Consider the following 20,306-nt stretch of genomic DNA (forward strand, 5'->3'; position numbering starts at 1 on the left):
CCCGCCCAGGCCGAAGACCCGGCTGAACGCCTCGTTCACGCCCGTGACCTGGCCGTCCTCGGCCCGCACCAGCACGGTCGGGATCGGCGTCATCCGGAACGCCTTGGCGAAGCGCTCCTCGCTCTGGCGCAGGGCGGCCTCGGCCTTCCGGCGCAGTTCCAGGTCCGCGAAGGTGAACAGCATGCAGGGCTCGTCGCCCATCTCGATCGGCTGCCCGGCGACGATCACGAAGCGACGCCCGCCGTCGGGCAGGTCGAGGCAGGCCTCCATCTGCGGGATCGTGCCGCCCGCGTTGAGCCGCGCGACGGCGAGGTCGCGGTTGCGCGCGCCGGCCAGGACGTCGACCTCGTAGACGCTGCGGCCGATGACGGCGTCGCGGGTGTGGCCGGTCATCTCCAGGAAGCCGTGATTGACCTTGACGTGGCGCAGGTCGGACAGCCGCGTGATCACGGCTGGGGCCGGGTTGGCGTTGAAGGTGCGCTCGAACCGTTCCTCGGCCTCGAACTGGTCGGAGACGTCCTTCAGGATCAGCGCGAGGCAGCTCGGATTGCCGTCGCGGTCCGTGGCCACGAGGCTGCGCAGCGAGTGCACGAAGTCCATGTCGGGCTTGTCGGCCCGCCGCACCTCGACCACCACGTCGTGGAAGCGCTCGCCGGCGATCACGCGCTCGATCGGGTACTGGTTGGGCGTGATGTGGTTGCGGTAGCGGAGGCAAAAGCGGTCGCGATAGGCGTCGACGGTGGAGCCGAGCTCGTCGAGGCTCTCGGCACCGTGCATCGCCAGGGCGGCCGCGTTGGCGTAGGCGATGGTCTGGTCGGGCTCGACCAGGATCACGCCCTCGCTCAGGCCGGCGATGATCTGCCGGAGCTCATGCCTGTCGACGCCCGCCGTCACAGCTTCCGTACCCCTTCACGCGGTCACTGCCTTGTCGGCAGCGGGGCACAAACGGGTTGCGCACAAGCCGGTTCCCTCATCTAAGTTATTTTCCTGGTATACGCGCACCATTGACGCGGGCGTTTTGAGCCAAAGATAAATGCTCGCAACGCCGCGACGCCGTTCCCGCGCGCTCTCGGCCCCCCTTCCCAGAAGACGTGGCCATGCCGACCGTGCAGGATATTGACCCACTAGTGCGGGGGCCCGCGGAACACGGGGACGTGATCTCCGCCCCGGGTGCGACATCATGTACGAGTCGGCGCGAGAATTTTCCAGAAGTTGCAGAACTTGAGAAAACTTCGCGTCTAAGACGCCTGCTCGACCGCCTGTCGGAGGCCGCGGACGCCGCGGAGGCCGAAGGGCAGGTCCCGGTCGGCTTCGGGGCGGCGCTGGTCGACGCCGTGCCGGACCTGCGCCGCCGCGCGCTGACGCTGACCCGCGACGCCATCGCGGGCGATGTCCAGGGGGACGACCTCGTCCGGCTCACCCTCCTGAAGGCCTGGGAGCGCCGGGCGGCGTTCCGGCCTGGAACCGGGATGCCCGCATGGCTCGACACGTTCCTGCGCAGCCGCCCCGCGGGCGGCCGCGCCGGGCCGACCGGCCTGTCGCGGAACGGCGTGTCTGTCGGGATGGCCCGCTGAGACATGTCGGCGCGTGGCATCCCGCGGAGCCGGTAAGAAACACGGCGTACTGGTAAAAATATCTCATTCCCACGAATGTGTTAGGCCCCATATCGCGGTCGTGGAACGCGCCGTGCGCCGTCGGGCGCCGCCGGGTTCCGCGCCCCTTTTCCGAGGTTGTGCCGGGCGGATGGCCCTCTTGTCCGGCACGGCCGCGAGGCCGGGCGCCCGCGCCGCTCCGGGCGCGCGTCCGGCCCGTTGCCCTTTCACCCCGTGCTCCGGCTCCCGACGCTCCGTCGGGCGACCGCACCGACTGACGGTCCGCCCGCGCGCCGTGCCGCGCGACGGATCCGCCCGGCACGGAGGAATCCCATCCGAGATCCGAGACCATCACTGAGGAGACGATGACCCGACTTCGCGCCGCACGGCTCGCGCCCGCCCTGATCCTGACCGCCTGCACGACCGTCTGCGCCGCGACGGGAGCCTCCGCGGCCAACCGGTTCGACGGGTCCTGGTCGGTCATCGCCACCGCGGAGAGCGGGAGCTGCACGGGGCCCTACAGCTATCCCATCGTCATCCGGGACGGGACCGTGGACGACGCCGGCGGCAACGGCGTCGACGCCTCCGGCCGAGCCGGGCCGGACGGCCGGATCACCGGCACGATCCGCAAGGGGCTGGCCAGCGTCTCGGTCACGGGCCGCCTGCGCGGGTCCGCCGGGACCGGTCGCTGGACTTTGTCCGGGCTCGGTGCGTGCGCGGGGCGCTGGACGGCCCGCCGCACCGGCTAGGGAGAGCGGGCGGTCGGCCCCTTTCCGGCCCCTTTCCGGCCGAGGCGCGGCGGTCACACGGTCAGGACGGCCCAGCCGTGGGCCGGAAGGGTCACGCGGGCGCCGGTGCTGCCGGCCTCGGCGAGATCGCCGGTGCCGGCCTCGATCGCCCGGGCCTCCGGCACCGGCAGCGTCGCGTCCGCGTCGGCGAGGTTCAGGGCCGTCAGCACCCGCGCGCTCCCGTCGCCCAGCGCGAGCACGATCTGCGCGTTGGCGAGGTGCAGCGCCCGCGCCCGCGCGCGGTGGAGTCCGGCGTGGCGCCGCCGGAGGGCGATCAGGTCCCGGTGCAGCCGGTAGATCGGCCAGCCGTAGGGAGCGAGATCCGCGGGCGTCGGCGGGAAGGCCGGCCGGATGGCGTCGTCGCCGCCGACCCGCTCCTCCTTCACGCCGCGGAAGGCCTGCTCGTCGCCGGCGTAGATCAAGGGCGTCCCGCCGCAGGTCAGCAGGATCGCCAGCGCGTGCGGCAAGTGCCGCTCGTCGGTGAGCCGGCTCGCGATGCGCGTCACGTCGTGGTTGCCCACGAAGGTCAGGGGCGCGAACCTGTCGAGAAGGCCGTTGTGCCGGTCCAGGGCGTGGGCCAGCTCGAACAGGTTGCGATCGTTGAGGGCGCTCCAGATCGCCTTCCAGAGCTCGTACTGGGTCACCGAATCCATGCCGGTGTCCTGCACGATGCGGGCGTAGTCGCCGTGGATCACCTCGCCGACGATGTAGGCCTCCGGATGCGCGAGGCGGACCTGCCGCAGCACGCGCGCCCAGAAGCGCGGCGGCACCGCGTAGGCCGCGTCCAGCCGCCAGCCGTCGGCGCCCCGGGCGAGCCAGTGGCCCATGACGGCGGCGACGTGGTCGGCGATTCGCGGGTCGTCGTGGTTGAGCGTGACGAGCTGCCGGTGCCCCTCGAAGCAGGCGTAGTCCGGCTCGATGCCCGGGCCGGAGCCCCGCGGCCAGGACAGCCGGAACCAGCCGGACCGCTCGGATTCGGGCCCGTGCCGCAGGACGTCCTGGAAGGCCGGGTGCGCCCGCCCGACATGGTTGAACACGCCGTCGAGCAGGACGCGGAGGCCGCGGGCCCTGGCCGCCGCGACCAGGGCGTCGAAATCGGCCGCGTCGCCGAGGCGCGGGTCGATGCGGAAATGGTCGACCGTGTCGTAGCCGTGCGTGGAGGCCGCGAAGATCGGCCCGAGCGCCAGCCCGGACGCGCCGAGCTCGACCGCGTAGTCGAGCCAGCCGTGCAGGTGGGCGAGGCGGTGCGTGACCGGTGCGGCCGGGTCGGTTTCGTCGGGGGCTCCGACGAAGCCGAGGGGAAAGACCTGCCACCAGACTGCCTGTTCGATCCAGGACGCCACGCGACCTCCTCCGTCTCCGATCGGGACCGAACCCTGCCGCGCCGCGATGGTTGCAGGCTCGCCGCCGGCCCGGACGCGGCCTCGGCTCGCGGCGGGGGATCTCCGGGCAGCCCGGACCGAGACCTGGAGCCAGGCGCGGTCACGGGTCGGGATGTGGGATCGGGCAGGTGGCGCGGGGCGGGAAGAGATCTCCGCGGACCGGCGCTAAGTCCCGGCCGCGCCAGCGCTATCGCTGCGGAACCGGGACGCTGTCTTGTCACCAGGAAAGCCTGGTGGAGCTGAGGGGATTCGAACCCCTGACCTCCGCAGTGCGATTGCGGCGCTCTCCCATCTGAGCTACAGCCCCGTCGAGGCGCCGGCCTTGTAGGCGCGGGCGGCTCAGCCTGTCAATTCCCTGTTTCAACGTCGCCCGCCGCGCGCCGCTCCGGCGCTGGGGTGCTGGCGGCCCGAAGGATACGCGCGGACCCGCATGAACGCCCTGATCTGGCTCTTCGACACGGTCGTCCAGCTTTTCATCTACGTCCTCATCGCAAGCGCGGTTCTCAGCTGGCTCGTCGCGTTCAACGTGGTGAACGTGCGCAACCCGATCGTCGCGCAGATCGGCGAGGTGCTCTACCGGCTGACCGAGCCGGTGCTGCGGCCGATCCGCAACCTGCTGCCCAATCTCGGGGGCGTCGACATCTCGCCGATCATCCTCATCCTGCTGCTGCTGTTCATCAGCCGTCTGCTGCATGAATACGCCGTGCCCGCAGCTTACGTTTACACGCAGTAGGGTCGAACGCCCGTGAAGACGAATCCCGGCCGCTTCTTCGAGGATTTCCGCCTCGGCGAGACCATCCGCCACGCCACCCCGCGCACCGTGACGGTGGGCGACGTGGCGCTGTACACGGGCCTCTACGGGCCGCGCTTCGCCGTGCAGTCGTCGGACGCCTTCGCCCGGGCCATCGGCTACCCGAAGAGCCCGCTCGACGACCTGCTCACCTTCCACATGGTGTTCGGCAAGACCGTCCCGGACGTCTCCCTCAACGCGCTGGCCAATCTCGGCTACGCCGAGGGCGGGTTCCGGCGGCCGGTCTACCCGGGCGAGACGCTCTCCACGGTGTCGGAGGTGATCGGCCTCAAGGAGAGCTCGAACCGGCAGACCGGCGTGGTCTACGTCCGCTCGGTGGGCTCCGACGAGCGCGGCGAGACCGTGCTGAGCTATTGCCGCTGGGTGCTCGTGCGCAAGCGCGACCCCGAGGCGGCGATCGCCGAGGAGCACGTGCCGAGCCTCGCCAAGGTGGTCGACCCACAGGACCTCGCGGGCGCGCTGCCGAAGCTCTCGGCCGCCGCCTACGACACCGACCTCGCCGGCAGCCCGCACCGCTTCGCGGATTACGCGGTGGGTGAGAAGATCGACCACGTCGACGGCATGACCGTCGAGGAGGCCGAGCACCAGATCGCCACGCGCCTGTTCCAGAACACCGCCAAGGTGCATTTCGACGGGCTGGCCGCCAAGGACACCCGCTTCGGCCGGCGCCTGATCTACGGCGGCCACGTGATCTCGCTGGCGCGGGCGCTGAGCTTCAACGGGCTCGGCAACGCCTTCGCCCTCGCGGGCATCAACGCCGGCCGCCACGTGGCGCCGCTCTTCGCCGGCGACACGGTCTATGCCTGGAGCGAGGTGCTGGCGACCGCCGATGTCGGCCGCGACGATGTCGGGCTCCTGCGCCTGCGGACGGTCGCCACCAAGAACCAGCCCTGCGGCGCCTTCCCGGACCGCGCCGGCGACGGCTACGACCCGGCGGTGATCCTCGATCTCGACTACTGGGCGTTCGTGCCGAAATAGGCGGCCGCGCCCCGGACGGCACCGCTCGGCGAGGCCGGCGGGGGGGCGCGCCTCAGCGGATCCCGCCGCCGACCACGCCCGCCTCGACCGCCAGCGACAGGCGGTCCGTGACCGCCCACTCGACGCCCACGCCGGCCACCGGCCGGACCGCGATGTCCTGGCGCGCGAACGGCAGCGACCCCGGGGTCGGCCCGACGCGCAGCGTCTGGTGCAGGGCCAGGGCGCCGGTCTTGGCGTAGACCAGCACGTCCGGCGCGACGAGGGTGCCGACCTTCACCTCCAGGGATCCGGCGAAGTCGTTGGAATAGGCGAGCCGCCCGTAGCCCGGCGTGAGGTTGCCGCCGAGGCCGGCGAGATAGTCGAACCCGCCGCTGATGCCGTAGAGGATCGGGCCCTCCTGCCACATCCGGCCGCCCTCGAACCCGATGGTCGGTCCCGAATAGCTGCCGAGATGCCGGGACGTGCTGACCGCGTAGCCGGTCGACAGGCGGGCGTAGGAGCCGGTCCAGCGGCCATACGCGTCCTCGGGCATCTGCGGCCACGCGAAGGAGGGCAGCGGCGCGAAGCCGATGGACGGCCAGAACAGCGCCTGGGCGGCGGCGGGACCGGCCGGGAGCCAGCAGGCCCCGAGCACGAGGCCGGCCGCGAGGCGGCGGAACGGACGGGAATCGGCGCGTCTGCTCATGCCGCCATCCTACCCGAAGGCACCGGATCGCGACAGGCTCGGCCGTGGCCGCCCGCGGGATCGTGCGCGCCCCGCCCGCCGCTGACCGGGCGACGCGGCAGGGCGGTCGACCGCCGCGGCGCCGGGCGCTCAGATTTTTCCGTCGAGGCCCATCTGGTAGTATTTGTGGGTGATCTTGTCCTGGTTCTCGAGGAGCCAGTCGATCGAGGGCTCGTTGGTCATGGCCTTGCGGATGGCCTCGGTCATGCCCCGGCGCTGGATGTCGAACAGCGCCTTGTGGTCGACGTGCTGGGCCTCGATGACGCCCGGGCTGAGCCAGACCGAGCAGATGATGCCGAGGTCGTTGGCCTTGTGTTTGGGGATGTAGCCGGCGCGCACGGCGTCCAGCACGCCGTTGGCGATGGCGAACTGGACGGTGCCCATCAGGATCGAGGTGTACTTGCTCTCGGTGACGCTGACCTTGGACACGCACAGGGTGACCGGGCGGACCATGATGTCGGTGTTGAGCAGGGCGAAGACGCGGCTGTGGCCGACGACCTGATCGCCGGTCAGCGTGGCCAGGGCGGTGCCGACCGGCCCGTCGAGCTCGCCGATGATGACCTCGGGCTCGGAGGCGGTGTTGGGCGGCCCGCCCGCGACCAGGGCCTCGCCGGCCCGCAGGATGATGCGCTCGTTCATGCTGTCCCTCGTGGCGGTCGGGCGATCCGGCTCTGCCCGACGGCGCGGCTCCTAACACCGGCCCGCCGCGCCTGTCGACGCGGGCGGGCGCACGCCACCGGCTGCGGCTCCGCGGCGCGGGAGGAGGGGGCGGCCGGAGGGAGGCGGCCGTCGCGGCCGCCCGCCCGGTCAGTCGCGCACGATGACCTTGGTGCCGACGCGGACCCGGTCGTAGAGGTCGGTCACGTCCTTGTTGGTCATGCGGATGCAGCCGGACGAGACCGCCGCGCCCATCGTCTCGGGCTCGTTCGAGCCGTGGATGCGGTAGAGCGACGAGCCGAGATAGAGGGCGCGGGCGCCCAGCGGGTTGTCCTGGCCGCCGGCCATGTACCGCGGCAGGTCGGGGCGGCGGGCCAGCATCTGCTGCGGCGGGCGCCAGTCCGGCCACTCCTTCTTCATGGTGACGGTCTTGGTGCCGGACCACGAGAAGCCCTGCCGCCCGACGCCCACGCCGTAGCGGACCGCCGCGCCGCCGCCGAGCACGTAGTAGAGCCGGCGCTGGCGGGTCGAGACCACGATGGTGCCGGGCTTCTCCTTGCCGGTCCACGCCACCGTCTCGCGCGGGATCGCCTGGCTGCGGAAGATGTTGAGGAAGTCCGCGATCGGACCCCTGTCCAGCGGGTTGGCGGCCGCCGCCGGGGCGCTCCCGAGCAGCAGGCCCGCGAGCCCGAGTAGCGCGATCCGTCTCGCCATGGTCTTCCGTCCTCCGTTCGTCGCGGCGCGGGGACTCGCGGGTCTTCGCGTGTCTTCGCGGATCTCGGCGTGTCTTCGCAGATCTCGGCCAAGCCCGCGCGGAACCCCTGCGCGCATGGGGCGAGCCGGCCCGGACTTCACGGCAAGGTTGAGGCCGGCCCGCCGGTATGGCCACTTCCGGGCGCAGCTGTGTGCTGCGCGCAACACTGGGCGGGTGGCGCGACGCCGTGGGTGATTGCGCGCGGCGACAGCCGTGCTTATCTCAGACTCGTGATCCGATCCGCCGCTCTCCTGACCCGCCGCGCCGCGGGCCTGCCGGACCGCCTCGCCCGGGGCCTCGCCGCGCTGGCGCTGCTCGTGCTCGCGACGGCCGCGCTGGTGGCCGCGCCCGCGCGGGCCGAGGCCGCGCGCCCGGAGGGCCCGGCCTGCGCCATCGCGAGCCCGCGCCTGACGATCCTGTCCGGCACGCCGGACGCGCAGCCCGAGGCCAAGCGGTCCGAGGCCAAGCGTTCGGTCTTCGGCCGCACCGATCTCTGCGCCGCCGACAGCGAGATCCTCACCGAACTGGGGCTGCCGCGCCCGCCGGTCGATGCGCCGCGCCCCCGTCACACTGTCAACGCATCGTTCGACTACAGGTCCGACAGCGTACCGGCCTCCGCGCCGGACGGTTCGCCGCACCGGCCTCCACGCCGGGCCTGACGCGCGCGCCGGTCTCGCGGCCGGCATGATGGCGCGCCCGTCCTGATCTTCGTCCGACCGGCCTCGTGACCGGTCCCGGGATCTGACTCGACGATGCGCGGGCCCACGCTCCGCGCCAGCCTCAGCAGACGCATGCTTTCAGGAGCGTCGGTAATCGTGACCCGCACTTTGTCCGCCAGAATCCCGTCGTCGTTCCGCGCCTCGGCCCGCGCGACCGCCCTCCTGCCCGCGGCCCTGCTCCTGCTGGGTGTCGCCGCCTGCAACCCGAAGCAGGTCGCCGCGCCGGCCCCGCCGGTGCCGGAGGTCGGGTTCGTCAAGGTGGAACCCCAGGCGATCCCCTACCTGCGCGACCTGCCGGGCCGCGTCGCGCCGATGCGCATCGCCGAGGTCCGCTCCCGGGTCTCCGGGCTCGTGGTCAAGCGGCTCTTCGAGCAGGGCAGCCAGGTCAAGGAGGGCGACATCCTCTACAAGATCGACCCGGCGCCCTACGAGGTCGAGCTCGCCAGCGCCGAGGCGGCCCTCGCCCGCCAGGAGGCCGCCCTGGTGCTCGCCCGCCAGCAGGCCGACCGGCTCGAGCAGCTGCTCTCCCGCGCCACCGCGAGCCAGGCGCAGTACGACGCCGCCTTCGCGGCCAAGAAGCAGGCGGAGGCCGAGGTGGCCGGCGCCAAGGCGACCCGCGACCGCGCGCAGCTCAACCTCGGCTGGACCGACGTGCGCGCGCCGATCACCGGCCGCATCGGCCGGGCGCTGCTCACCGAGGGCACGCTGATCGAGCCGGGTTCCACCGGGGCGCTCGCCACGATCCAGCAGCTCGACCCGATCTACGTCGACATCACCCAGTCGGTCGGCGAGCTGAACCGCCTGCGCCGGGACCTCGCGAGCGGCGAGCTGGCGCGGCTGGAGGACAACACCGCCAACGTCCACCTGATCATGGATGACGGCTCCCTCTACCCGCTGGCGGGCCGGCTGCTGTTCTCGGACGTCACCGCCGACCCGAGCACCGGCCAGGTGACGCTGCGGGTGCAGTTCCCGAACCCGCACGACGAGCTGTTCCCCGGCATGTACGTGCGGGCGCGGATCAAGCAGGGCATCGATTCCGACGCGATCGCGGTGCCGCAGCAGGCGATCCAGCGCACCGACGACGGTCGCGCCGAGGTCTGGATCGTGCGCGCCGACGAGACCGTGATGCGCCAGCCCGTCGAGGTCGGGCCGGTGGTCGGGCAGAACTGGCTGATCCGCTCGGGCCTCAAGGCCGGCGAGCGCGTCATCATCGACGGCTTCCAGAAGATCACCGTCGGCGCCAAGGTGAAGCCCCTCGACCAGACCCCGGTCCACGGCGAGACCGGACCGAAGCACGACACCGACGAGGCGCCCGACGTGCCGGGCGACAAGGCGGAGGTCACCCCGCGGGCCGCCGCCGTCCAGCAGCGCCACTGAGTCCGGGAGAGCCCGATCATGGCACGCTTCTTCATCGACCGCCCGGTCTTCGCCTGGGTGGTGGCGCTGTTCATCTGCCTCGGCGGCGCGCTCGCCATCCCGAACCTGCCGGTGGCGCAGTACCCGGTGATCGCCCCGCCCTCCATCGCCCTGTCCACGGCCTATCCGGGCGCCTCCGTGGAGAGCCTCTACATCGGCACGACTCGGCTCATCGAGGATGAGCTGAACGGCGCCGCCAACATCATGAGCTTCGAGTCGACCACCGACTCGTTCGGCTCGGTCAACATCACCGCCACCTTCCAGCCCGGCACCGACCCGTCGCTCGCCTCGGTCGAGGTGCAGAACCGGCTGAAGCGCGTGGAGGCGCGTCTCCCGGCCGAGGTGCGCCAGCAGGGCATCCTCGTGGAGGAGGCCTCGGCCGCGACCCTCAACATCATCACCCTGGTCTCCAAGGACGGGTCGATGGACGAGGTCGGCCTCGGCGACTTCCTGATCCGCAACGTCATCAACGAGATCCGCCGCATCCCCGGGGTCGGGCGCGCGACGCTCTACTCGACGGAGCGGTCGCTGCGCGTCTGGGTGGATCCCGACAAGCTGCGCGGCCTCTCGCTCAGCGCCTCGGACGTCACCGACGCGATCCGCAACCAGAACGTCCAGGTCGCCTCCGGCTCGGTCGGCGCGCAGCCGAGCCCGACCCGGCAGGCGCTCACCGTGCCGATCATCGTGAAGGGCCAGCTCGGCACGATCGAGGAGTTCGGCGCCATCGTGCTGCGGGCCAATCCCGACGGCTCGAACGTGCGCCTGCGCGACGTCGCCCGGATCGAGCTCGGCGGCGACGCCTACCAGTTCTCCACGCGCCTCAACGGCGGCCCCGCCGCCGGCATCTCGGTGACGCTCGCCCCCGACGGCAACGCGCTCGAGACCGCCAAGGCGATCCGCGCCAAGATGGTGGAGCTGTCCCAGTTCTTCCCGCCGGACCTGAAGTGGGACATCCCCTACGACATCACCCCGGCGGTGGAGGCCTCCATCGAGAAGGTGCTGCACACGCTGGTCGAGGCGGTGGTGCTGGTCTTCCTCGTGATGTTCCTGTTCCTGCAGAACATCCGCTACACCCTGATCCCCACCATCGTGGTGCCGATCGCTCTCATGGGCACGGTCACGGTGATGTGGATCTCGGGCTTCTCGGTGAACGTGCTCACCATGTTCGGCATGGTGCTGGCCATCGGCATCCTGGTCGACGACGCCATCGTGGTGGTGGAGAACGTCGAGCGGATCATGAACGAGGAGGGGCTGCCCCCCAAGGAGGCCACCAAGAAGGCCATGGGGCAGATCACCGGCGCGATCATCGGCATCACCCTGGTGCTGATCGCCGTGTTCATCCCGATGGCGTTCTTCCCCGGCTCGGTGGGCATCATCTACCGGCAGTTCTCGATCGCGATGGTGACCTCCATCGCGTTCTCGGCGCTGCTCGCCCTGTCGCTGACGCCGGCGCTCTGCGCGACCTTCCTGAAGCCGATCGAGAAGGGCCACGGCCACGCCAAGGGCGGCGTGTTCGGGATGTTCAACCGTTTCGTCGATCGCGAGACCGCCCGCTACGGCCGCGGCACCGCGGCGTTCATCCGGAAGTCCGGCCGGGTGATGCTGGTCTACGTCGCGCTGGTGGCGGGCACGGCCTACGCCTTCGTCAACCTGCCGGAGGGCTTCCTGCCGGTCGAGGACCAGGGCTTCTTCACGGTCGACATCCAGACGCCCCCGGGCGCCTCCTACAACCGTACCCAGGAGGCGGTGCGCAAGGTCGAGGAGCACCTGCTGGCGCAGCCCGGCGTCGCCACCGTGACGATGCTCAACGGCTTCTCGTTCTCGGGGCAGGCCCCGAGCACCAGCCAGGCCTTCGTCACCCTCAAGCCGTGGAGCCAGCGCGACGCCAAGAACTCGGCCGCCGCGCTCGTGGCCGGCACCAACGCAGCCCTCGCCACGTACCGCGACGCCACGGTGGACGCGCAGGAGCCGCCGCCGGTCGACAACCTCGGCAACGCGGCGGGCTTCTCGTTCCGCCTGCAGGACCGGGCCAACCGCGGCTACGCGGCCCTGCTGTCGGCCCAGGAACAGCTCCTGAAGCTGGCCTCGCAGAGCCCGGTTCTCCAGAAGGTGAAGATCGAGGGCCTGCCGCCGACCCCGCAGGCGGAGCTGGTGATCGACCGCGAGAAGGCGGCCGCGCTCGGCGTGAAGTTCGAGGACATCAACAACACGATCCAGCTCAACCTCGGCTCGGTCTACCCGAACGACTTCCCCAACCGGGGCAAGATGCAGCGGGTCTACGTGCAGGCCGAGCAGCTCCAGCGCATGAACGCGTCGGACATCCTCAACTACGCGGTGAAGAACGCCACCAACACGATGGTGCCGATGTCGTCCTTCGCGGAGCTGAAATGGAGCATGGGGCCGAGCCAGATCGTCGGCTTCAACGGCTACCAGTCGGTGCGCTTCACCGGCGAGCCGAACCCCGGCTACACGTCGGGCGACGCCATCGCCGAGATGGAGCGGCTGATGCTGCAGCTGCCGAAGGGCTTCGGCTACGCCTGGACGGGTCAGTCCTACCAGGAGAAGCAGGCGGGCAGCCAGGCGAGCCTGCTGCTCGCCCTGTCGGTGCTGATCGTGTTCCTGTGCCTCGCCGCGCTCTACGAGAGCTGGGCGATCCCGGTCTCGGTGATGCTGGTCATCCCGCTCGGCGTCATCGGCGCGGTGGCGGCCGTGTACCTGCGCGGCATGCCCAACGACGTGTACTTCAAGATCGGGCTGATCACGATCATCGGCCTCTCGGCCAAGAACGCGATCCTGATCGTGGAGTTCGCCAAGGACCTCTGGAAGCCCGGCACCTCCGTGGTGCGGGCCGCGGTCGAGGCGGCGACGCTCCGGTTCCGGCCGATCGTGATGACCTCGCTCGCCTTCATCTTCGGCGTGGTGCCGCTGGCCATCGCCACCGGCGCCGCCTCGAAGAGCCAGCAGGCGATCGGCACCGGCGTGATGGGCGGCATGATCACCGCGACCGTGCTGGCGGTGTTCTTCGTGCCGGTCTTCTTCGTCGTCGTCATGCGCCTGTTCCGGCGCAAGGCGGTGGCGGAGGGCGAGGCGGCGGAGGCCGAGGCGCGGCACGAGCCGGCGCGGGTGGCGGCCGAGTAGGCCGGCGCCGGCCGCGCGTTGCGGCGTCCGGTCGACGTCTTCACTGGATGCCGCCCGCTCCGTCATCACGAGCGGAGCGACGTGACCCAGGGCAGCGCGCCGTCGCGCGGCGCCGCCCTGGATGGCTTCGCTGCGCTCGCCAAGACGGGGCGCGTCGAAGCCGCGATTCTGTAACGGGGATGAAGCGGGGAAAACGCGCTTCGGAACGCGCTTCGAAAGACACGAGATGTCGCGCCCCCGCGACAGGCTCGGCCCTCGTCTTGTATACAGATGGTCCGATGCTTGCTGACGCCGCGGTGGACACCGCCGGGGCAGCCGGCCGGTGGCGCATTCACGGTCTCGGAGATCCGCTTGTCCCGCTCAGCCCTGAAGACCCTCGCCCGCGGCGTGGCCGCGAGCACGGTCGCGACGTTCGCGTTCGCCGCGCTGCCCGCGCAGGCCGCCAACGTCTTCCGCTTCGCCTTCCAGGGTGACCTGAAATCCCTCGACCCGTACTCCCTCAAGGAGAGCTTCACGGAAGGAATGCAGCAGGCGGCCTACGAGTCCCTCGTCACCCTCGATAAGAACCTGAAATTCGCCCCCGGCCTCGCGGAATCCTGGGAGACGCCCGAGCCGACCCGCTGGCGCTTCCACCTGCGCAAGAACGTGAAGTTCCACGACGGCACGCCCTTCACCGCCGACGACGTGATCTTCTCCGCCCAGCGCGTCCGCGCCCCGGGCTCGAACTTCACCACCAACGTGCCCGCCGACGCCGAGTTCGTGAAGGTCGACGACTTCACCGTCGACATGGTGCTGAAGAAGCCGAACCCGATCGCCATCGCCCAGTTCCCGACCTGGGTGATCATGTCGAAGGCGTGGTCCGAGAAGAACGGCGTCGTGCAGCCGACGCCGCCCAGCGCCACCAGCCCGAGCTACGCCACGCTGCACGAGAACGGGACCGGCCCGTTCGTGATCACCGAGCACCAGCCCGGCGTGAAGACCGTCTTCAAGAAATTCGACGGCTACTGGGGCAAGGTCGAGTCGAACCTCGACGAGGCCATTCTCACCACCATCGCCAACCCGGCGACCCGCGTCGCCGCGCTCCTCTCCGGCGAGGTCGACTGGATCGACCCGGTGCCGCTGCAGGACCAGCAGCGGGTCAACGCCAGCGGCACCGCCACCGTGATGGCGGGACCTGAGCTGCGCACGATCTTCCTCGGCATGGACCAGGACCGGGACGAGCTGAAGGATTCCAGCGTCAAGGGCAAGAACCCGTTCAAGGACATCAAGGTGCGCGAGGCCTTCTACCTCGCCATCGACGAGGACACGATCGCCAAGCGCGTGATGCGCGGGCAGGCGGTGCCCTCCGCGCTGATGATCGCCCCGGCCCTCTACGACCGCGGCGCCGAGTTCAAGCGCCCGGCCACCGACCTCAAGAAGGCCAAGGAGCTGATGGCCCAGGCCGGCTACCCGGACGGGTTCTCGCTGACCATGGATTGCCCGAACGACCGCTACGTCAACGACGAGGCGATCTGCCAGGCGGTGGTCTCGATGCTGGCCCGCATCAACGTCAAGGTGAACCTGAACGCCCAGCCGAAGGCCAAGTACTTCGCCAAGGTGCTGGCGCCGGCCTACGACACCTCGTTCTACCTGCTGGGCTGGACCCCGTCCTCGCTGGACAGCCACAACATCCTCTACGAGATCGTCGGCTGCCGGAAGCCCGGCGACAAGTCGGGCCGGGGCAGCTGGAACCTCGCGGGCTACTGCGACCCGAAGATCGACGCGATCGCCGACAAGGTCGAATCCGAGACCGACAAGACCAAGCGCGACGCCCTGATCAAGGAGGGCTTCGACGTCCTCAACGCCGACTGGGGCTACATCCCGCTGCACCAGCAGGCGCTGGCCTGGGGCGTCTCCAAGAAGGTCCACCTGACGCAGCGCGCCGACAACCTGCTGCTGCTCTACTGGGTGTCGAAGGACCCGCAGTAGGGGCCGGGGCGTGCTCGCCTTCCTGCTGCGCCGGGTGATCCAGGCGGCCGCGGTCCTCGCGGTCGTCGGGCTCATCGCCTTCGCGATGTTCCGGTTCGCGGGCGACCCCGTGAACCAGATCGTCGGGCCCGACACCACCGTGGCCGAGCGGGCCCAGATCCGGACGGATCTCGGCCTCGACGACCCGGTCCTGGTCCAGTTCGTCCGCTACGCCGGCAACGTGGTGCGGGGCCAGTTCGGCATCTCGTACCAGTTCCGGCAGCCGGTCTCGCAGCTGCTCGCCGAGCGCATGCCGGCGACGCTGGAGCTCGCCTTCTGCGCCACGATCTTCGCCCTCGTGGTGGGGATCCTGATGGGCGTGTACTGCGCGCTGCGCCGGGAGTCCTGGCTGGCCGGGCTGTTCCAGGCGGTCTCGCTGATCGGGATCAGCCTGCCGACCTTCCTGATCGGCATCCTGCTGATCTACCTGTTCTCGGTGACGCTCGGCTGGCTGCCCTCCTACGGGCGCGGCGACACGGTGCGGCTCGGCTGGTGGACCACCGGCTTCCTGACCGCCTCCGGGCTCAAGGCGCTGATCCTGCCCTCGGTGACGCTCGGCCTGTTCCAGATGACGCTGATCATGCGGCTGGTCCGCGCCGAGATGCTGGAGGTGCTGCGCACCGACTACGTCCGCTTCGCCCGGGCGCGGGGGCTCACCACCCGGGCCGTCCACCTGCGCCACGCGCTCAAGAACACCCTGGTGCCGGTGATCACCATCGCGGGGCTGCAGCTCGGCTCGGTCATCGCCTTCTCGATCATCACCGAGACGGTGTTCCAGTGGCCCGGCATGGGCCTGCTCTTCGTCCAGGCCGTGCAGAACGTCGATATCCCGATCATGTCCGCGTACCTGCTGCTCGTCGCGCTGATCTTCGTGACCATCAACCTCGTGGTCGACATCCTCTACACGGTGGTGGACCCGCGCCTGCGGCTGCCCGCCGGGCGGACGGCGTGAGGTCGGACATGACGGACTCCTCCGCCTGGCCACCCCGTCATCGCGAGCGCAGCGAAGCGACCCAGGGCAGCGCGCGTCCGGTCGGCGTGGCGCTGCTGGATTGCTTCGCTCCGCTCGCGAGAACGGCGGCTGCCTCCCTGAGCTTCCCAATCGGACACGGCGTGAGGGGCGGCCGATGAGCGGATACGACCTCGACGCGGGCGACGCCCCGCCGGTCCCATTGCCGGAGGCGAAGCCCTCGCGGCTCGCGCGCTGGCGCGACTCCGACCTGCTGGCGAACTTCCTGCGCTCCAAGGTGGCGGTGGCGGCGCTGGTCGCCACGCTGCTGATGGTCGGGCTCGCCTTCGCGTCGCCGTGGATCGCCCCGCAGAACCCCTACGACCCGGCCCAGCTCGACCTGATCAACTCCAACCTGCCGCCGATCTGGCAGGCGGACGGACAGGCGCCGTTCTATCTCGGCACCGACGACCAGGGCCGGGACGTGCTCTCGGCGGTGCTGTACGGCCTGCGCCTGTCGCTGATCGTCGGCGTGCTCGGGGTGCTGACCTCCGGCATCCTCGGCATCGCCCTCGGCCTGATCGCCGGCTACGCGGGCGGCTTCCTCGACACGCTGATCATGCGGGTCGCCGACGTGCAGCTCACCTTCCCGGCGATCCTGATCGCCCTGGTGGTGGACGGCGTCGCCAAGGCGAGTTTCGGCAGCGCCCTCGACGTCGGGCCCTTGATCGGGCTGATCGTGGTCTCGATCGGCCTGTCCTTCTGGGTGCAGTACGCCCGGACCGTGCGCTCCTCCGTGATGGTCGAGAAGGGCAAGGACTACGTCCAGGCGGCGCGGCTGATCGGCCTGTCGCCGCCGGTGATCATGGTCCGCCACGTCCTGCCGAACGTCACCGGCCCGGTCTTCGTGATCGCGACGATCAACCTCGCGCTGGCGATCATCACCGAGGCGACGCTGTCGTTCCTCGGTACCGGCCTGCCGGAGACCATGCCGTCGCTCGGCACGCTGATCCGCACCGGCAACCGGTTCCTGTTCTCCGGCGAGTGGTGGATCGTCGCCTTCCCGGGGCTGGCGCTCGCCGGGCTCGTCATCGCCATCAACCTCCTGGGGGATTGGCTGCGCGACGCGCTCAATCCGAAGCTGCAATGATCGGGCATCGTCATCGCGAGCGCGGCGAAGCGACCCAGGGCAGCGCGACATTGGTGACCATGGCGCCGCTGGATTGCTTCGCTCCGCTCGCAAGGACGGGAGTGGCCGTCCGACGGCCGGACGCCGGAACGGCCAAGGCATGACCGACACCATCCTCTCCGTGCGCGACCTGACGGTCGCTTTCGACACCCGCCGCGGGCCGCTCACCGCCATCGACCGGGTCTCGTTCGACATCGGCCGCGGCGAGATCCTGGGCGTGGTCGGCGAGTCCGGGGCCGGCAAGTCGGTGACCGGCTCGGCGGTGATCGGGCTGATCGACCGCCCCGGCCGGATCGCCGGCGGCGAGATCCGCCTGCGCGGCGAGCGCATCGACAACCTCTCCCCCGAGGCGATGCGGCGCGTGCGCGGCAAGCGCATCGGCATGATCTTCCAGGATCCGCTGACCTCCCTCGACCCGCTGTTCCGGGTCGGCGACCAGATCGTCGAGACCCTGCGCACCCACACCGACCTGTCCGCCAAGGCCGCCCGCACGCGCGCCATCGACCTGCTGGCCGAGGTCGGCATCCCGGCGCCGGAGCGGCGCATCGACGGCTACCCGCACGAGTTCTCCGGCGGCATGCGCCAGCGGGTGGTGATCGCGCTCGCGCTCGCGGCCGAGCCGGAGCTGATCATCGCCGACGAGCCGACCACGGCTTTGGACGTCTCGGTCCAGGCCCAGATCATCACGCTGCTGAAGCGCCTGTGCCGCGAGCACGGCACCGCGGTGATGCTGGTCACCCACGACATGGGCGTCATCGCCGAGGCCGCCGACCGGGTGGCGGTGATGTATGCCGGGCGGGTGGCCGAGATCGGCCCGGTCGCCTCGGTGATCGCCAAGCCCCACCACCCCTACGCGGTCGGCCTGATGGGGGCGATCCCGACCCTCTCGCAGGAGGCCGACCGGCTCAGCCAGATCCCGGGCTCGATGCCGCGGCTCACCGCCATCCCGAAGGGCTGCGCCTTCAACCCGCGCTGCCCGAAGGTCTTCGCCCGCTGCCGGGTCGAGCGGCCCGAGCCGATCCCGGTCGACGAGAGCCGGGTGGCCTGTCACCTGTACGATGCAGCGGAGCGCGCAGCGTGAGCGCCTACGTCGAAGTCACCGACCTGCGCCGCCAGTTCGACGTCTCGAAGCCCTGGCTCAACCGGGTGATCGAGCGCGAGCCGCGGAAATTCCTCACGGCGGTCGACCGCGTCGGCTTCGAGATCCGGAAGGGCGAGACCTTCGCGATCGTCGGCGAATCCGGCTCCGGCAAGTCGACGGTGGCCCGGATGGTGGTCGGCCTGCTGCCGCCCACGGCCGGCGAGGTGCGGATCACCGGCGTCTCGATGACCGACCCGCGCCAGGCCGCGGCGCGGCGGCGCCTGCGCGCCCGGATCCAGATGATCTTCCAGGACCCCTACGCGTCCATGAACCCGCGCTGGCGGGTCGGGAAGATCATCGCCGAGCCGATCCGGGCCTTCGACCTGATCCAGGGGGAGGGGGCGATCCGCGCCCGGGTCGGCGAGCTTCTGGGACTTGTCGGCCTCCACGCGGATGATTCCAAAAAATACCCGCACGAATTCTCAGGCGGGCAGCGCCAGCGGGTGGCGATCGCCCGGGCGCTGGCGAGCCAGGCCGAGTTCCTGGTGGGCGACGAGCCGACCTCGGCGCTCGACGTCTCGGTGCAGGCGCAGATCCTCAACCTGATGCGCGACCTGCAGGACCGGCTGGGGCTGACCTACCTGTTCATCTCCCACAACCTCGCCGTGGTCCGCCACATGGCGACCCGCGTGGGCGTGATGTATCTCGGCCGCCTCGTGGAGGTCGCGTCCGCCAGGGACCTGTTCGCGACGCCGCGCCACCCCTACACGCGGATGCTCCTCGACGCGGTGCCCGACCTCGCCCATGTCGGCCGCGCCCGGGTGCCGGTCTCCGGCGAGATCCCGAACCCGATCGACCCGCCGCCCGGCTGCACCTTCAACCCGCGCTGCCCGCTCGCCAACGACCGCTGCCGGACCGAGGTGCCGGCGCTCCTCGACGGCGTCGCCTGCCACGCCGTGCAGGAGGGGCGGGCCTGACAAGCGGGCCTGACAAGCGGGCCTGACATGCGGGCCCGGGGGCTGCCCCGGGCGGCCGTTGCGCTCGGCCCGCGCAGGCGCTATGGGCCGTTCCCGATGGGGATGGAGTTCCCCGAAACCGCCCGTCAGGGCTGATGACTCCTACCGCGAAACCGGCGGTGGGAGTGCGTCTTGCAAGCACCCGCCGCGACGGCGGGTTTCTCATGCCCGCCCGACGCACTGGAGCGCGCATGTCCTTCACCACCTGCATCCTGGTCATGATCGGCGGTGCCCTCGGCACCCTGGCCCGCTACGTCGTCTCGGTGCTGGCGCTGCCCATCAGCCGCGACCTGCCCTGGGGCACGATCCTCATCAACGTGACGGGCTCGTTCATCATCGGCCTGTTCGGCACGCTGACCCTGGCGCATGGGCGCTTCCCGGTCTCCGAGAACGTCCGCCTGTTCGTGATGATCGGGCTGTGCGGCGGCTACACGACCTTCTCGTCGTTCAGCCTCCAGACCCTCGACCTCATGCGGAACGGCGCGGTGGTCCGGGCCATGGTCAACGTGTTCGCCTCGGTGGTGCTCTGCGTCCTCGCGGTCGCGCTGGGCCACGTCGTGGCGGCCCACTGGAACGGCGGCGCCGTGCAGATCGCCCAGGTCAGCATCGAGGAGGACGGCTGACCGGGCGGCGGCCGCGCGCATCGGCGCGGCCCGGCCCTCACGCGTCGCGCCACTGGGCGAAGGTCGCCGCCTGCCCCACCGTCGCGCCGTCGCGGTCGAGCTGCCAGACCACCGCCTCGTCGATCCAGAAGCGCCGGCCGTCCTTGGCGATCCGCAGGCCGCGATAGCCGCGGCTGAAGCCGTCCCGGGTGACCGCGTCGAGGAGCCGCTGCCGCTCGGCCCGCTCGGGAGCCTCGGCCGAGAGCCGCGAGGGCAGGCCGACGAGCTCGTCCCACGCGTAGCCGAAGCAGGCCTGCGCGGTCCGGTTGGCGTAGACGAAGCGCGGATCCGCGCCCCCGTCATGGGCGAGCACCGCGAACGGGGCCGCCGCGTAGAGCCAGTCCGCGTCCGCATCCGCCGGCACCAGAGGCTCGCCGAGGCGCCGCGCGTAGCTGCCGGTGAGCAGGGCGAAGAAGTCCGGGTCGTGCGAGAGGTCCGTCATG

19 protein-coding genes, 1 tRNA gene and 1 riboswitch are annotated in these 20,306 nt (G+C 70.9%); of the genes, 13 read left to right on the plus strand and 7 right to left on the minus strand.

All coding sequences use genetic code 11. The features are described from left to right. Positions 1 to 894 (minus strand): PAS domain-containing protein (locus tag BLW78_RS00010; protein ID WP_139307662.1); only part of this gene is annotated, 894 nt, incomplete at its 3' end. A gap of 260 nt (positions 895 to 1,154) precedes the next feature. Between BLW78_RS00010 and BLW78_RS00015 the strand changes: the two genes are divergently transcribed. Both BLW78_RS00015 and BLW78_RS00020 read left to right on the plus strand, forming a co-directional pair. Further along, the gene (locus BLW78_RS00015; protein ID WP_244526685.1) at positions 1,155 to 1,574 is read left to right on the plus strand and encodes an RNA polymerase subunit sigma-70; all 420 of its coding nucleotides are present in this window, start codon (positions 1,155 to 1,157) and stop codon (positions 1,572 to 1,574) included. Between the two features lie 383 nt (positions 1,575 to 1,957). Next, complete coding sequence (locus tag BLW78_RS00020) at positions 1,958 to 2,341, plus strand: hypothetical protein (RefSeq protein WP_091675511.1); 384 nt, start codon at positions 1,958 to 1,960, stop codon at positions 2,339 to 2,341. Between the two features lie 53 nt (positions 2,342 to 2,394). On the opposite strand, the gene BLW78_RS00025 is transcribed toward BLW78_RS00020, so the two are convergent. Together BLW78_RS00025 and BLW78_RS00030 are read right to left on the minus strand one after the other, a co-directional pair. Next, positions 2,395 to 3,723 (minus strand): alpha-amylase family glycosyl hydrolase, encoded by a 1,329-nt coding sequence (locus BLW78_RS00025; protein WP_091675513.1) that lies wholly within the window; start codon positions 3,721 to 3,723, stop codon positions 2,395 to 2,397. Between the two features lie 270 nt (positions 3,724 to 3,993). Further along, a tRNA-Ala gene (locus BLW78_RS00030) sits at positions 3,994 to 4,069 on the minus strand. Positions 4,070 to 4,192: 123 nt separating this feature from the next. Here BLW78_RS00030 and BLW78_RS00035 point away from each other — a divergent pair. Next, entirely contained in the window at positions 4,193 to 4,495 is a 303-nt protein-coding gene (locus BLW78_RS00035; RefSeq protein ID WP_020091350.1) for a YggT family protein, read from the plus strand. A gap of 12 nt (positions 4,496 to 4,507) precedes the next feature. Next, entirely contained in the window at positions 4,508 to 5,551 is a 1,044-nt protein-coding gene (locus BLW78_RS00040; protein ID WP_043353002.1) for a MaoC family dehydratase, read from the plus strand. A gap of 52 nt (positions 5,552 to 5,603) precedes the next feature. Here the strand turns inward: BLW78_RS00040 and BLW78_RS00045 are convergent, their stop codons facing one another. The 3 genes from BLW78_RS00045 to BLW78_RS00055 all read right to left on the minus strand — a co-directional run bounded on the left by BLW78_RS00045 (position 5,604) and on the right by BLW78_RS00055 (position 7,646). Continuing rightward, positions 5,604 to 6,236 carry an outer membrane protein gene (locus BLW78_RS00045; protein WP_020091348.1) on the minus strand — a complete coding sequence of 211 codons (633 nt, stop codon included), beginning with the start codon at positions 6,234 to 6,236 and terminating at the stop codon, positions 5,604 to 5,606. A gap of 129 nt (positions 6,237 to 6,365) precedes the next feature. Then, complete coding sequence (locus tag BLW78_RS00050) at positions 6,366 to 6,914, minus strand: formaldehyde-activating enzyme (RefSeq protein ID WP_012321386.1); 549 nt, start codon at positions 6,912 to 6,914, stop codon at positions 6,366 to 6,368. Between the two features lie 168 nt (positions 6,915 to 7,082). After that, positions 7,083 to 7,646 (minus strand): L,D-transpeptidase, encoded by a 564-nt coding sequence (locus BLW78_RS00055; protein WP_020091347.1) that lies wholly within the window; start codon positions 7,644 to 7,646, stop codon positions 7,083 to 7,085. Between the two features lie 270 nt (positions 7,647 to 7,916). Here BLW78_RS00055 and BLW78_RS00060 point away from each other — a divergent pair, with 270 nt between their 5' ends. From BLW78_RS00060 to crcB, 9 genes are all read left to right on the plus strand, one after another. Continuing rightward, positions 7,917 to 8,345 (plus strand): hypothetical protein, encoded by a 429-nt coding sequence (locus BLW78_RS00060; protein ID WP_020091346.1) that lies wholly within the window; start codon positions 7,917 to 7,919, stop codon positions 8,343 to 8,345. Positions 8,346 to 8,501: 156 nt separating this feature from the next. After that, entirely contained in the window at positions 8,502 to 9,782 is a 1,281-nt protein-coding gene (locus BLW78_RS00065) for an efflux RND transporter periplasmic adaptor subunit (RefSeq protein WP_026604651.1), read from the plus strand. 18 nt (positions 9,783 to 9,800) lie between these two features. Beyond that, positions 9,801 to 12,959, plus strand: a complete 3,159-nt coding sequence (locus BLW78_RS00070; RefSeq protein ID WP_042672012.1) for a multidrug efflux RND transporter permease subunit — start codon at positions 9,801 to 9,803, stop codon at positions 12,957 to 12,959. A 351-nt stretch (positions 12,960 to 13,310) separates the two neighbouring features. Then, positions 13,311 to 14,927 (plus strand): ABC transporter substrate-binding protein, encoded by a 1,617-nt coding sequence (locus BLW78_RS00075; protein WP_091675515.1) that lies wholly within the window; start codon positions 13,311 to 13,313, stop codon positions 14,925 to 14,927. A gap of 10 nt (positions 14,928 to 14,937) precedes the next feature. Continuing rightward, a complete protein-coding gene (locus BLW78_RS00080) occupies positions 14,938 to 15,918 on the plus strand; it encodes an ABC transporter permease (RefSeq protein WP_020091342.1) in 981 nt (326 codons plus the stop codon). 175 nt (positions 15,919 to 16,093) lie between these two features. Next, the gene (locus BLW78_RS00085) at positions 16,094 to 17,065 is read left to right on the plus strand and encodes an ABC transporter permease (RefSeq protein ID WP_042672010.1); all 972 of its coding nucleotides are present in this window, start codon (positions 16,094 to 16,096) and stop codon (positions 17,063 to 17,065) included. A gap of 139 nt (positions 17,066 to 17,204) precedes the next feature. Then, on the plus strand, positions 17,205 to 18,185 hold the full coding sequence (locus BLW78_RS00090; RefSeq protein ID WP_091675517.1) for an ABC transporter ATP-binding protein: 981 nt from the start codon (positions 17,205 to 17,207) through the stop codon (positions 18,183 to 18,185). Further along, on the plus strand, positions 18,182 to 19,162 hold the full coding sequence (locus tag BLW78_RS00095) for an ABC transporter ATP-binding protein (RefSeq protein ID WP_056524456.1): 981 nt from the start codon (positions 18,182 to 18,184) through the stop codon (positions 19,160 to 19,162). Before BLW78_RS00090 ends, BLW78_RS00095 begins: the two co-directional genes overlap by 4 nt. 89 nt (positions 19,163 to 19,251) lie before the next feature. Next, a riboswitch (Fluoride riboswitch) is annotated at positions 19,252 to 19,313 on the plus strand. Positions 19,314 to 19,392: 79 nt separating this feature from the next. Continuing rightward, a complete protein-coding gene (gene crcB / locus BLW78_RS00100) occupies positions 19,393 to 19,824 on the plus strand; it encodes a fluoride efflux transporter CrcB (protein WP_020091338.1) in 432 nt (143 codons plus the stop codon). A 37-nt stretch (positions 19,825 to 19,861) separates the two neighbouring features. On the opposite strand, the gene BLW78_RS00105 is transcribed toward crcB, so the two are convergent. Next, positions 19,862 to 20,305 carry an MEKHLA domain-containing protein gene (locus BLW78_RS00105; RefSeq protein WP_020091337.1) on the minus strand — a complete coding sequence of 148 codons (444 nt, stop codon included), beginning with the start codon at positions 20,303 to 20,305 and terminating at the stop codon, positions 19,862 to 19,864. Position 20,306: the final 1 nt, after the last annotated feature.

The organism is Methylobacterium sp. 275MFSha3.1 (genome assembly GCF_900108435.1).
Lineage (GTDB): Bacteria > Pseudomonadota > Alphaproteobacteria > Rhizobiales > Beijerinckiaceae > Methylobacterium.